This window comes from Alteromonas sp. AWJ4_197 (assembly GCF_056160285.1).
On record NZ_JBSWWW010000009.1, the window covers coordinates 35,767 to 48,937 of the forward strand.

A 13,171-nucleotide genomic window follows, 5' to 3' on the forward strand; every position below is an offset into this window, starting at 1 on the left:
TTATGTTAGCGCTCACCGGCTTTCTGACCATCGTGACCGTTTTGCTGGCTATCGTCAGCAAACGGCTCTCCCCGCTGGTTGCACTTGTCGCTATCCCTGTAGCGGGCGCGCTGATTGCCGGCGAAGGCATGGCGGTACCCGGCTACCTGGTTCAGGGTATCACCGCTATTGCTCCGGTGGCGGTCATGTTCATGTTTGCCATATTGTTTTTCGGCATCATGAACGACAACCATGTGTTTACGCCCTTTATCAACGGCGTGCTGAAAGTGTGCGGCAGCGACCCGAGAAAACTGTTCACCGGTGTCGTGCTGATTACCGCACTGGTGCATCTGGACGGCTCCGGCGCCAGTACCTTTTTAATTGTGATACCCGCGGTATTACCGGTTTTTGATGCACTGAATATTGAGCGCAAAAAGCTGGCAGCACTGGTAGCGATGTCGGCAGGTGTCAACAATATGCTTCCCTGGGGTGGTCCCACCATCCGTGCAGCCGCCGCCCTCGACGTACCGGTTATGGAGCTTTACGCGCCCTTACTGCCGGTGCATCTTTGCGGCTTTGCTTTTGTGCTCCTGATTGCTTACTGGATGGGCCATAAAGAACGGCTGAAACAAAATGCGATTTCAGATACGTCCATCACTTCAGCACAGCAAACCCGCCGGACTGACGTAAAATGGTTCATCAACATTGGGCTCATAGTCATTGTCATAAGCGCCATTGTCGCCAGTCTGCTCCCCCCTGTTGTGGCGTTTACCGGCGGTGCGCTGGCCGCTTTGCTGATTAATGCCCCCTCGCAGGAAGCACAGAAAAAAACCATCGATAACCACGCTGCGCCGGTATTCATGATGGTCAGCATTCTGTTTGCTGCCGGATGTTTTACCGGCGTACTGAAGCACTCTGGCATGCTGGATGCCATGGCATCAAGTGGCAGTACCTTGTTACCTGAGGCATTAACCGGAAATATGCCTCTTGTGGTCGCAGTGTTATCTATGCCCCTGAGCCTGTTGTTTGACCCGGACTCTTTTTACTTCGGCATTATGCCGGTACTGGCAGGCATTGCTGCTGAATCGGGCCTGCCTGCTGTCAGCGTGGCACACGGTGCACTGCTGGGACAAATGACCACCGGATTTCCGGTCAGCCCGTTAACACCGGCGACATTCCTGCTTATTGGTCTTACGCAAATCAGTTTGGCAGATCATCAGCGCTACGCCCTGCCCTTACTGGCCGGCGTGTCGTTATTTATGACGCTGGTAGCCGTGTTGCTTGGCGTGATCCCCTTATAAAAGTCGTTACAGGGTAAAAACATGACGAACACCGATATTAAGATAGTGGAAATGGGTGCCAGAGATGGCCTGCAAAGCGAGCGGTTACCGGTTTCCCTGAACACGAAAATTATGCTCATCAACCAGCTTGCCGGATGCGGGTTAACACATATTGAGGCCGGCAGTTTTGTTCGCCCGGACCGCGTTCCGCAAATGGCGGATACCCCTGCCGTATTTGAAGGCATATCGCGTAAAGCCGGGGTGATTTATTCAGCCCTTACCCCTAACCTGAAAGGCTTTGCGCAGGCGGTAAGTGCCGGAGCAGATGAAGTGGCGATATTCGCTTCAGCATCAGAAGGTTTTTCCCATAAAAACCTGAATTGCGATATTGCCACCAGCCTGATCCGTTTTGCAGAAGTCACCCGCGCGGCGCAACAGGCAGGCATACCGGTGCGGGGGTACATATCCTGCGTTGCGGGCTGTCCTTACGATGGTGACGTTTCACACGCAAGTGTGATTAATGTAACAGAGAAGCTGTTTGATATGGGCTGTGTTGAAGTGTCTTTAGGTGACACCATCGGCACAGGCACGCCGGGACGTATCAGGCACTTACTGAAAGCCCTGTTACAGAGCATTCCGCCACACAAAATTGCCATGCACATGCACGACACCTACGGGCAGGCCATTGCCAGCATTTATGTTTCACTGGAAGAAGGCATCCGTACCTTTGATGCCTCTGTGGGCGGCATTGGCGGTTGCCCTTACGCAAAAGGAGCTACTGGCAATGTAGCCACTGAGGATCTCGTTTATCTGCTTGACCGCGAAGGGTTTAACCACGGCATCGATTTACTCAAACTCAGTGAAACCGGATTATGGATAAACAGGGAACTGCAACGACAAAGTACATCCCGCGCCGGTCTGGCAATACTAAACAGGCAGAATGCACAATGAGCCGGGTGTTCTTAAGCCGGTTACTGCTGAGCCAACTTGCAGTTGCCACTTGTCTTCTGAGTTCTCACACAGTGGCAGCCAAAGATTTATCAGGGTCCGGTCGATCCTGTCACTAATGAGCAAATCTATCCGGGTTTTCCACCCGGCAGTGAATACACCAGAGGTGCAGGCTGGGCCGCTTATATGGCCGATCCAATAAATCCTTCGCAACCTGCCAGAGCAGACTTCTGGCGTTTGTGGGCATTTAATCAGGCGGAATGGGATACATGGACATTTGACTGGCACACAGATTATCAGCGGGCAGGAAATGCTCTCTCCCCGCGTATCGATGCCACAGAAACGGATTTGTCTGCCTTCATGCAACAAGGCGGAAAACTCATTATTTATCATGGCCTGGCAGACCCGGTTGTATCGTCAACCGATACAGCACGCGATTTCCGGGAGGCCGCGGCAGATACCGGATCGCCTTTTAATGCCAGATATTACGAAGTGCCGGGTATGTCTCACTGCGCCGGCGGCCCGTTTATCAGCGAATTTGATGCTTTTCCTCCCCTGCAACAATGGGTTGAGCACGGCACTGAACCCGGCGTCATCGACGCACCGGTAAACGGTAAGTCAAAAGAGACTTTTCAGGTAGCTCCCGCCAAAACCATAATTAAATAGCGTCTATATTGGATTATGAAAAAATTGAGCTGATCCCCTCAACACCAAACCATTATATTTCAGAAACTTAAAACCCATTCATATTAAAAATTTGTTAATTGATAGTATAAATCAATTTAACTTATTGATATCACCATGGTGTGATGAGAACTGATAAGGACTGCCGGCCAGGAGCTGGCAAACACATAAAACAGGACGGTATTAGTGGTTGCCGTCCGACCAGATTCAGGACTAAACATCATGTTCAGCACATCAAAAAAGCATCCGCTCTTAAGAAGCAAGCTGCAACTCGCCGTTCTCGCCGCTCTGCTTAACCCGGCAACATCAACAACTGTTTTTGCTCAGGACAAAGAAGAAAAAGACGTTGAAGTCATCAGAGTGACCGGTAGTTATGTAACCCGCGATGCACAGGCTTCCATGTCATCACCCATCCAAATTGTCGGCAGTGAAGAAATCCTCAAATCCGGCTTTTCCGGTGTGGACGATATCATTGTAAATAACACAGCGAACACGGGTAGTGTGGGCGGCGTGAATAACCTCGCCGGCGGCGGCTCAGAATCCCGTCAGACCCGTTCTGCTAACTTGCGGGGTCTGGGCCCCTCTTCCACGCTGGTATTGCTTAACGGACACCGTGTTTCTTCACAGGAAATGGATGCTAAACGTAACAGTTACACCAACCTTGCCGCCTTAGTTCCCACTATCGCGGTGGGAAGAATTGAAACCGTACTGGACGGCGCATCTGCCATTTACGGTTCTGATGCCATAGCCGGCGCCATGAATATCATAACCGATGATCGCTACGAAGGTGTGACGGCCAGCTGGCAACATACGGCGATTGAAAACGCACCGGCTAATTTGCTGCAATTTAAACTGGGTGGCGGAAACGACAAGTTTCACGGCATGATCGCCAGCAGCTACGAGTACAAATCAAATTTGCAGAATTCAGATCGCGCCGTCACAGCCACTAACAACACCTCAGGTACAGCGCAGCCGGGCAACTTCGTACTTACAGAGCGCCCTGTCAGCGCTGACGGTTCAGATGTCATCATCGATAATGGCGTAAACGGACCGGTAAACTATTCCGCCCTGTACGACCAGATTTCAGCAGATACAGGCAGCAACAGAGTGACGCTGGCCGATCCGCACTGTACCGCCGAAGGCACCGGCGGCATTTATGTTGGCAGCAATCCGTTTCCCTACGGCACTTGCCAGTTCAGCTACCAGCAAATGAACCCGATCATGCCAGAGTCTAAAACCTGGTTGACCTATGCATCAGCCAATTACCTTGTAAATGATGAGCATGAGATGTTCTTCGAAGGCCGCTTCTATAAGCAAGAAGGTAATCGCTATGGTGTCGCCAGTATGCCCATCTCACTGGGATCCCCCGTTGTCCCGGCAGAAAACCCATATAACCCTTTCGGCGTTGATGTCCAGTTCAATGGCCGTGTGCTGGGAATTAATGCGGATTACCGTCTCGCAGAATCTGACGTGGACGGTACCCATTTAGTATTAGGGGGGAAAGGTGAGCTGGGCTTCTCTGACTGGCAGTACGAAGTCAGCGGAGTGTGGAGTCAGGAGCGCGCACTGAATACAGAGCCGGACACTGATCTGCAAATGTTGCAAAATGCTTTAAATGGTTATGGTGGCGCTGATTGCCAGACAGATCCGTTTGGCAACCCAAGTAGTGCTGAAACCGCCGGTGAAGGAAACTGTGTCTGGTTCAGCCCATTTGGTAAAGATCAGCTTAACCATGATGACCGCGTATTTTACAACCTGTTGCAACCCAGCCGTTCCTCAGATGAAGTGATTTATCAAATCATTGAATTTGTTGCCAACGGCTCCTGGTTTGATTTGCCCGGCGGAACGATTGGTGTGGCTATTGGCGGGCAAACCAGAAAGGAAACCCGTAAAGTTACTGTTGATGCGGCGACGCAGGCCGGACGCTGGGGCTTTACCGGCAAGCAGTCTCCGGGACAAGGTTCACGGACCATCGATGCTGTCTTTGCAGAATTATTCCTGCCCTGGACACTGGATTTAGATATGCAACTGGCGTTGCGCTATGAAGACTACGGGCGCTTCACCACTACTGATCCGAAATTAGGTCTTAACTGGCGTGCTACCGACGACCTCACCTTCAGACTCTCTGCCAGTACCGCTTTCAGAGCACCGTCTCTGGCGCACTCAGTGGGTAATCAGTCATCTTCCGGCGTCAGCCAGACTATCGATCCGCTGGACCCGAATGACAACGGGACTTTCCGTGTAATCAATACAATTGCCAATCCCGACCTGGAGCCGGAAGAATCAACTAACTTTAATATCGGCATGACCTGGGCAGTAACAGATGAATTAACCACATCGTTAGATTACTGGAGCTTTGAGTTCGAGAATCAGGTAACAGCAGAAACAGCAACACAGGTGATAGAGCGGGATCCAAACGGGCCTGATTTGATTCGGGATGCTGATGGCCGGTTACTGGCGGTAAACGTGGGATATTTCAATGCGGGTAAAACCGAAACAAACGGTATTGACTGGCGTCTGGATTACCGTACAGAAATCATTGATGGTCACATTCTCAGCATCAGTAACTCGCTGACCTGGATTAACGAGTACACCGTGCAGGTGGGCCCGGACCAACCCGTGTATGACGTAGTGGGACGCAGAAACGACAACAATCCCGGCTCTGTTGCACCGGAATACCGCGACACGATGCAGGTATCCTGGTTACACAACGCCCACTCCGCAAACGTCACCTTGCGCTTTGTTGATGGTGTGGAAGATGACGTGTTCCTGCCGATGAATTACACCACACCATGGGGGCAGATCAGTTCATCCACGGTAATTGATGCTCAGTACGCGTTCCGCTTTGGCGGCAACGAGCAGTATCAGATTGCAGTGGGTGCCGTGAACCTGTTCGACCGCGAACCACCGGCAGCCTTTTTCACCAAGTATCTGTCTACAGCCGCCGACCCGTTAGGCCGTCAGGCATATGTGAGACTGTCTTTTGAACTGTAAAAAGTGAATGGAGAAGCAGTGCGCCTGGCGCACTGCTTTTTTAACCTGAGGTTGTCAACAACTTCCGGCAATACAATACCGGCAGGAAGCCGCCCCCAATCAGGATAACTATCCTGAATGCCTCGTACTCTACAAACCAGAGAGGTTTGAAAAACGTGAGTATGATCATCACTGATGTGATAACAGTGAAAACAGGATTCAAATACCGGATGAGCATGTTCATAAAATGAAACTCTAGTGGGAGTGATAATTCCGATGCTGCATAGTCGTCAAATGATTGGAAGATGGGCCAGATGGACCCGGTATAGATAATCCGCTTTGGAAATCATGATAATAACCAGCTCCCCAAGCTGTTGCTGCCATTAAAAAACCATTACCTCCAGAGACCAAACCAGCGAACATACTTGTTGTAAATTGCATGGATTCGCGATCCATACCACCACTCACAAATAAAATTTCATTACTGTCTAAAATTTCCATATTTCAATATCCTTTTAATCGTTACTCAAATTAGTAACAAGTACGAACTTACCACCTCAGCTCGCTTTCGCAACTGTCCTTGATGCCAGCCTGCACACGCAAGAGGTTCCTCTACAATCCCTCAGAGATTTGCTCCAGCGAACGTCCTTTGGTTTCCGGAAACAGTTTAACCACCAGCACCAGGCTGATGAGCGCGAATATACCGTAGGAGGCAAAAGTGACGGCGGCGCCGAGATTCATCAGCTCCCAGGGAAACAGAAACTGGACCAGGAAGCTTGAGAGGGAATTAACTACGCCCACCACGGAGATGGCGAGGGCCCTGCTCTGGTTAGGAAATATTTCTGCCAGCATAGCCCACATGACAGGCCCTAAAGACATGGCATAGGATGCCACAAACGCCAGTAATCCAAAGAGAACCACTGGTGCATTCATATTGATGCCCTTACTTAACAGCACCCGCTGATGCTGACTGTATTGTTCCTGTCCCAGTGCATTTATTAAAGACTGCTTAAATGACACGTCTGATGAAAATGCCTTACCCGTGAGTGGCACAAGTTGTGTGGCCAGCGCCGGATCGCCAAGTGAAATTTCAGCCACTTCCACAGAATTTAGTTCATAAGTGGCTTGTTTAAAGCCCCAGCTACAGATTGCCATGCTCAGCATCACTCCGCAGAGTCCGGTTACAAGCAACGGTTTTCTGCCCCAACGGTCTATGGTCACCATAGCAATAATGGTAAAAACAATATTGATTAATCCTATCCAGATCGCCTGCATAAAAGCCGCATCGGTGCCGACTCCGCTATGCTCAAAAATGGTCGGGGCGTAGAAAAATATTACGTTAATACCCGTGATTTGTTGTGACACTCCCAGTATTAATCCGACAATGAGAGGAAAGCGCATGCGGGGTGCGACCAGAAATCCAAGCCGCTGCCGCCATCGCCAGTGTTTGTTTTCTGATAACTGGCTCATAGCCGCGAGCTGTCTTTCAGCCTGCTCATGACTGAACAGTTTTCTGACAACCTGTCCGGCTTCTGCCTGACGATTTTTAAGCATGAGCCAGCGCGGACTGCGGGGCACTTTAAACAACAGCACTAACCATATGGCCGCCGGTATCATTTCCAGTCCCAACATGTAACGCCAGCAGTTGTCACTGATCCCAAGATCACTTACCCATTGCGCATCACTGCCACTGAGCTGAAGGAAGGCGTAATTGCTGAAATACGAAAGTGCCAGACCCGTGACAATATTGAGCTGGTTTACTGACACCATTTTGCCGCGATTTTCCGGAGCGCTGATTTCAGCGATATACACCGGCGCAATTAACAGTGAACAAAATGCCATGCCGCCAAGAAATCTGGCGCTTACCAGCATCCAGTAATTCACCGACAGAGCTGAGGCCAGAGCGGAAACCAGATACAGCCCAGCAATGATGATAAGGGTTTTTCGCCTGCCAATAGCGTCACTGACCGCACCGGCACAGCACATGGCTATTAATGCGCCCAGTGTGGGAGAGCTGACAACAAACCCCTGCTGCCAGTCTGACAACCCGAAGGCTAAATCAATGAAACCGATAGCGCCGGAAATTACGCTGGCATCGAAGCCAAAAATGAACCCGCCAAGCGCTACAATGAGTGTGTAACGCAGCGAAGGAGAAAGCCTGTTAAGCATGGGGTGCCGGTCCCAGCGAATCCCGTAAGATTAGTTCAGGCTCAAAGATATGCGTGACAGGTTGAGGACATTTGATGTCGTAAACATGTTCCAGCACCCAGTGCGCTGCCATTTCGCCCATGGCACGTACCGGGTTGCTTACCGTAGTCAGTTTGGGATACAGATAGCGACAGAAAATGGCATTATCAAACCCCACTACCGACAACTGTTCAGGTAAATCGAAACCCGCTTCTCTGGCGGCGGTCATTGCCCCTGAGGCCATCTCATCGTTGGCGCATACCAGTGCAGTCATATCCGGATGCTGAGCCAGCAGGCTGGCAAACCCTTCCTGACCTGACGACTCATGATAGTCTCCCTCAAACATCAGTGAAGACTCAAAACTAATACCCGCTTCTGCTAATGCCTTTTTATGTCCGGTTAACCGGTCCGAGGCATCTGCTTTGAAAAGCGGTCCGCTGATGTAGCCGATATTCCGGTGACCTTTGTCCAGTACCGCTTTTGTTGCCAGATAGCCGCCATCCACGTTATCAGCGACAAAACACTTATCTTCCAGACCGTTAACTTTACGGTTCACCACCGCCACCGGTACAGATGTTTTGCTTAAGGAAATCAGATAGTCATCAGTCACAGCTTCAGCATGGACAATCAATGCGTCACAACGCCGGCTGGTCAGAAAATCGATGGCGTCTGTTTCACGGTTTTCATCTACGTGGCCCGCGGTGATAATAACGTGCTTGCCATGTTTTTTAAGGATCAGCTCTATGGTGCTCATCAGATCACCAAAATAGGAGCCGTGCAGTTCAGACACCAGTAAACCCACACTGTTTGTGCGGTTTGAAGCTAAAGACTGGGCGATAGCATTAGGCTTGTAACCTAACGCTTCCATTGCATCCACGACCTTTTGCCGCGTCCGGTCACTGACTTTGGCATTGCCATTCATCACCCGGGACACTGTAGCCAGCGAGACTCCTGCCGCTTTAGAAACTTCGTAAATGGTTGCCATAATAAAAATACTGCGCCTTCATCATGCCACCAATTTACCGGTTATTTGCGGGTTATCAACTCTTTATAAGCAAATCCGCTTTGCTTGATGATGCGTTGTCCGGATTCATAGTCTGTGTAGACCAGTCCGAATCGCTTACTGTAGCCAAATGCCCATTCAAAATTGTCCATCAGTGACCAGGCAAAATAGCCGCGTATATCCACGCCCTGACGCATGGCTTCATCCACCGCATTTAAGTGAGTGTGAAAATAGGCGACGCGGTCGTCGTCGTGCACCTGATCGTTGACCAGGATATCATGCATCGCGGCTCCGTTTTCGGTGATATAAACCGGCGGCAGCTGATAACGCTGATGCAGCGACACCAGCAATTCAGTGAACGCTTCCGGCCGGATTTCCCATCCCATATCTGTAACCGGTACATCACGGGGTGGCTGCGCAATAAAGCTGCCTTTGCCATTATCCCGGTATACTGTCGGCGAATAATAATTGACGCCCAGGTAATCCAGCGGTTGACGGATTAACGCCATGTCGTCCGGCAGGATTTCAGGCCGTTCTTCCGGTGCCAGTGACAGCAGGGTATCCGGGTACTCACCGGTTAACACCGGCTGCAAATACCACTGGTTGTGATAGGCATCAGCCTGAATAGCGGCTCTTATGTCATCAGCAGACGGTGACGCAGCAATACAGGTAGAAAAATTCAGCACAATGCCATGAATGCCGTCGGGACAGCAGGCACGCAAGGTTTTCATGCCTATACCATGGGCCATTAATATATGGTGTGCTGCCTGTCTGCCATTTTTAACACCGGTAATACCAGGCGCATGCACACCGGTTTCGTATCCCAGATAAGCTGAACAAAAAGGCTCATTGATGGTAGCCCAGGCATAGACCTTATCGCCCAGAGCGCTGGCAACAATGTCAACATACCGGGCAAACGCCCGGACAGTATCGCGATTTAACCACCCGCCCTTGTCCTCAAGGCATTGCGGAAGATCCCAGTGATAAAGGGTAACAAAGACTTTGATCCCTCTGTCGTGCAGCCAGGTTACCAATTCAATGTAAAAGGCCAGCCCCTCCTCATTCACTGTTCCCTCATCATTAATAACTCTGGGCCAGCACACAGACAACCGGTAGGCATCCACGCCAAGGAATGCAATAAGCTCAGCATCTTCCCGCCACTTTTCGATATGCCTGCAAGCAATATCGCCGTCAGATCCATCGCTGATGGCACCGGGCTTTTTGCAAAAAAGATCCCATATGCAATCATCCCGCTGATGCCTGCCACCTTCAATTTGATAGCTGGACGTAGCAACGCCAAACAGGAAATCGCGATGCCACACCGGGCTGTCATCAGGTAACTCAATTTTTTTCATATCTGTTCCCGGCAGGCAAACCAGTTTCATTATTCAGGATTGAACTTGTTAACGCTTCGTGTAATTATCATGAAAAAATGTAAGCGCTTTCAAATAACATTATTACAAAATGTAAGCGCTTTCAAATCTAACTATGAAGGTTCTTACATTATGCGAAAGACTTTGCTCTCGACGGTCGTTGCCTCCGTTCTGCTGACAGCCTGTGTTTCTTCCACAGATAACGCAGACAGTTCGTCAGTCTGGCCTCACCTGGATATAGCCGTTAAACCGGACCAAGCGACGGAAGACAGAGTGTCTGCTTTGTTAGCGTCAATGACTGTTGAGCAGAAAGTCGCACAGGTGATCCAGCCTGAAATCGGCAGTATTACCCCGGAAGATATGCGTCAATACGGCTTTGGCTCTTATCTTAACGGCGGAGGTTCATTTCCCGGCAGTAATAAACATGCAACGCCGAAGGAATGGATAGATTTGGCAGAAGCCATGTATCAGGCTTCTGTTGACGACAGTAAAGACGGCTCCACGATTCCAACCATGTGGGGAACAGATGCGGTACACGGTCATAATAATGTGATTGGTGCCACGCTGTTTCCCCACAACATTGGTCTTGGCGCTGCGAACAATCCGGCATTGATGGAAAAAATAGCTAACATCACGGCGCAGGAAGTCATGGCCACCGGTATCGACTGGGTATTTGCACCAACGGTTGCCGTAGTCCGTGACGATCGCTGGGGCCGGACCTATGAGAGTTACTCGGAAGATCCGGAAATCGTAAAAGCGTATGCTGCGTCTGTGGTTAAAGGCCTGCAAGGCCATGCTGATGCCGGTGATTTCCTGGGTGACGAGCGGGTGATCAGTACAGTAAAACACTTCGTTGGCGATGGCGGCACAGTGAAAGGCGACGACCAGGGTGACAACATCGCTACCGAACAAGCCCTGTTTGAAATTCACGCCCAGGGATATGTGGGCGGCCTCACTGCGGGCGCACAATCAGTGATGGCATCGTTTAACAGCTGGCACGGCAAAAAACTACATGGTCATGAATACTTACTGACAGACGTGCTGAAAGACCGCATGGGGTTTGACGGCTTTGTGGTGGGCGACTGGAACGGGCATGGACAGATTAAAGGCTGTACTAACGACAATTGCGCACAAGCTTTGAACGCCGGGCTGGACATATACATGGTCCCCTCTGACTGGAAGGCGCTTTACCACAATACAGTGGCACAGGTGAAAGACGGCACCATCAGCAGCGCCCGGTTAGACGACGCGGTAAGGCGTATTCTGCGGGTAAAAATGCGGGCAGGACTTTTTGATAAAGCCAGCCCTGCACAGCGCCCGCTTTCCGGTAAACAGTCTCTGATTGGCAGTGAAGAACACAGAAAAGTCGCCCGTCAGGCCGTTAAGGAATCTCTGGTTTTACTGAAAAACAAACAAAACCTGTTGCCACTGTCTGCAAGCGCGAACATTCTGGTGGCCGGTGATGCGGCTGACAACATTGGCAAGCAATCCGGCGGCTGGACAATTACCTGGCAGGGGACGAACAATACCAATGACGATTTCCCGGGTGGCACGTCGATATTTGATGGTATTTCACAGTACGCAAAGCAAGCTGGCGGCAATGCCACACTGTCAGTTGATGGCAGCTATAGCAGCAAACCTGATGTGGCCATTGTCGTATTTGGTGAAGAGCCATATGCAGAAGGTGTGGGCGACAGAGAAACGCTCGCCTACCAGCCAGGTAATCAGAAAGATTTAGCCTTACTGAAGAAACTGAAAGAAGACGGGATCCCTGTGGTATCGGTGTTTGTTTCTGGCAGGCCGATGTGGGTGAATGCTGAACTGAATGCTTCAGATGCGTTTGTTGCTGCCTGGCTTCCGGGATCCGAAGGGGCGGCTGTGGCAGAGGTATTATTCGGCGATGATGATTTTAAAGGTAAACTGCCCTTCTCATGGCCGGCATCACCCCTGCAGATAGCCAATGTGGGAGATGATGATTACGCCCCTCTCCTGCCCTATGGTTTTGGTTTAACCTTCAGCGACAAGAATGTTCTGCCGGACAACCTGAACGAACAAAATGAAAGCCTGAAGCAACAATCTGCAGAGTCTGTTGCCATTTTACAGGGCGGCGTCCGCGCGCCATGGTCGTTACAGCTTACCTCAAACAATGAACGCAAAACTGTTGCCGCCAGCGCTGAATCCTTCGACAGCATTACTTACCGCACCAGCGACAAAGTGGTACAGGAAGATGCGATCACCGTCACCTTCGATGGAAAGACGCCGGCCGGTGTTGCTTTCACGCGCACTGAAAAAGCTGAATTAGTTGCGTCGAATGCGCATTCAGAAAACCGTGCGCTGGTTTTCAGTGTCAATGTCTCGCAACCTTTTTCAGATGATGTTTTCGTTATCTTGTGTTCTGAACAGCAAGACGGCGATGAAGCCTGCCCGTCCGGCGTCAATATCGCACCGGCGCTGTCGAGCTTAGAGGCTAACAGCTGGCAGTCACTGGCGTTGCCCCTTAAATGTTTCGCCTCCCCTGACATAAACACACTGACAACTGCCTTCGCCCTGCGCACATCAGGTAGCGGAACGTTAAGCCTTGCCGATGTGTTTATTCAGCAAGCGCCAGAGCACTCAAGGGTGCTGGCATGTGAGTAGGTCTCAAGTTTTGCACTTTGCTCATCACCTTTTTAATCAGAGCGGGTAATTTGAAAGGCGTCCGATACATTAAACTTAAGTCTGAATAAGACAAATTTTATGCACTT

General features: G+C 50.6%; 9 protein-coding genes. 5 read left to right on the top strand and 4 right to left on the bottom strand.

The window, feature by feature from the left end; genetic code table 11:
- Positions 1-2 precede the first annotated feature (2 nt).
- From ACXAGC_RS19095 to ACXAGC_RS19110, 4 genes are all read left to right on the top strand, one after another.
- On the top strand, positions 3-1,280 hold the full coding sequence (locus ACXAGC_RS19095; RefSeq protein WP_474846371.1) for a CitMHS family transporter: 1,278 nt from the start codon (positions 3-5) through the stop codon (positions 1,278-1,280).
- 21 nt (positions 1,281-1,301) lie between these two features.
- The gene (locus ACXAGC_RS19100) at positions 1,302-2,210 is read left to right on the top strand and encodes a hydroxymethylglutaryl-CoA lyase (protein ID WP_474846373.1); all 909 of its coding nucleotides are present in this window, start codon (positions 1,302-1,304) and stop codon (positions 2,208-2,210) included.
- An 84-nt stretch (positions 2,211-2,294) separates the two neighbouring features.
- Positions 2,295-2,873 carry a tannase/feruloyl esterase family alpha/beta hydrolase gene (locus ACXAGC_RS19105; protein ID WP_474846442.1) on the top strand — a complete coding sequence of 193 codons (579 nt, stop codon included), beginning with the start codon at positions 2,295-2,297 and terminating at the stop codon, positions 2,871-2,873.
- A gap of 240 nt (positions 2,874-3,113) precedes the next feature.
- Positions 3,114-5,885: a TonB-dependent receptor domain-containing protein gene (locus ACXAGC_RS19110; protein WP_474846375.1), complete on the top strand. Its 2,772-nt coding sequence runs from the start codon at positions 3,114-3,116 to the stop codon at positions 5,883-5,885.
- A gap of 234 nt (positions 5,886-6,119) precedes the next feature.
- Here the strand turns inward: ACXAGC_RS19110 and ACXAGC_RS19115 are convergent, their stop codons facing one another.
- The 4 genes from ACXAGC_RS19115 to ACXAGC_RS19130 form a co-directional block, all read right to left on the bottom strand.
- Positions 6,120-6,365 carry a hypothetical protein gene (locus ACXAGC_RS19115; protein ID WP_474846377.1) on the bottom strand — a complete coding sequence of 82 codons (246 nt, stop codon included), beginning with the start codon at positions 6,363-6,365 and terminating at the stop codon, positions 6,120-6,122.
- Positions 6,366-6,476: 111 nt separating this feature from the next.
- Positions 6,477-8,033 (bottom strand): MFS transporter, encoded by a 1,557-nt coding sequence (locus ACXAGC_RS19120; RefSeq protein ID WP_474846379.1) that lies wholly within the window; start codon positions 8,031-8,033, stop codon positions 6,477-6,479.
- Positions 8,026-9,036 (bottom strand): LacI family DNA-binding transcriptional regulator, encoded by a 1,011-nt coding sequence (locus ACXAGC_RS19125; RefSeq protein ID WP_474846381.1) that lies wholly within the window; start codon positions 9,034-9,036, stop codon positions 8,026-8,028. The genes ACXAGC_RS19120 and ACXAGC_RS19125 overlap by 8 nt, the downstream gene beginning before the upstream one ends.
- A gap of 41 nt (positions 9,037-9,077) precedes the next feature.
- On the bottom strand, positions 9,078-10,409 hold the full coding sequence (locus tag ACXAGC_RS19130) for a GH1 family beta-glucosidase (protein WP_474846383.1): 1,332 nt from the start codon (positions 10,407-10,409) through the stop codon (positions 9,078-9,080).
- A 150-nt stretch (positions 10,410-10,559) separates the two neighbouring features.
- Here ACXAGC_RS19130 and ACXAGC_RS19135 point away from each other — a divergent pair, with 150 nt between their 5' ends.
- Positions 10,560-13,064 carry a glycoside hydrolase family 3 protein gene (locus ACXAGC_RS19135; RefSeq protein ID WP_474846385.1) on the top strand — a complete coding sequence of 835 codons (2,505 nt, stop codon included), beginning with the start codon at positions 10,560-10,562 and terminating at the stop codon, positions 13,062-13,064.
- The last annotated feature ends 107 nt before the right edge of the window (positions 13,065-13,171 follow it).

What these genes read in the sequence shown, in the direction of transcription:
- ACXAGC_RS19095 (WP_474846371.1), top strand. Translation starts at nt 3, where the DNA reads ATGTTAGCGCTCACCGGCTTTCTGACCATCGTGACCGTTTTGCTGGCT.
- ACXAGC_RS19100 (WP_474846373.1), top strand. Translation starts at nt 1,302, where the DNA reads ATGACGAACACCGATATTAAGATAGTGGAAATGGGTGCCAGAGATGGC.
- ACXAGC_RS19110 (WP_474846375.1), top strand. Translation starts at nt 3,114, where the DNA reads ATGTTCAGCACATCAAAAAAGCATCCGCTCTTAAGAAGCAAGCTGCAA.
- ACXAGC_RS19115 (WP_474846377.1), bottom strand. Translation starts at nt 6,365, where the DNA reads ATGGAAATTTTAGACAGTAATGAAATTTTATTTGTGAGTGGTGGTATG.
- ACXAGC_RS19120 (WP_474846379.1), bottom strand. Translation starts at nt 8,033, where the DNA reads ATGCTTAACAGGCTTTCTCCTTCGCTGCGTTACACACTCATTGTAGCG.
- ACXAGC_RS19125 (WP_474846381.1), bottom strand. Translation starts at nt 9,036, where the DNA reads ATGGCAACCATTTACGAAGTTTCTAAAGCGGCAGGAGTCTCGCTGGCT.
- ACXAGC_RS19130 (WP_474846383.1), bottom strand. Translation starts at nt 10,409, where the DNA reads ATGAAAAAAATTGAGTTACCTGATGACAGCCCGGTGTGGCATCGCGAT.
- ACXAGC_RS19135 (WP_474846385.1), top strand. Translation starts at nt 10,560, where the DNA reads ATGCGAAAGACTTTGCTCTCGACGGTCGTTGCCTCCGTTCTGCTGACA.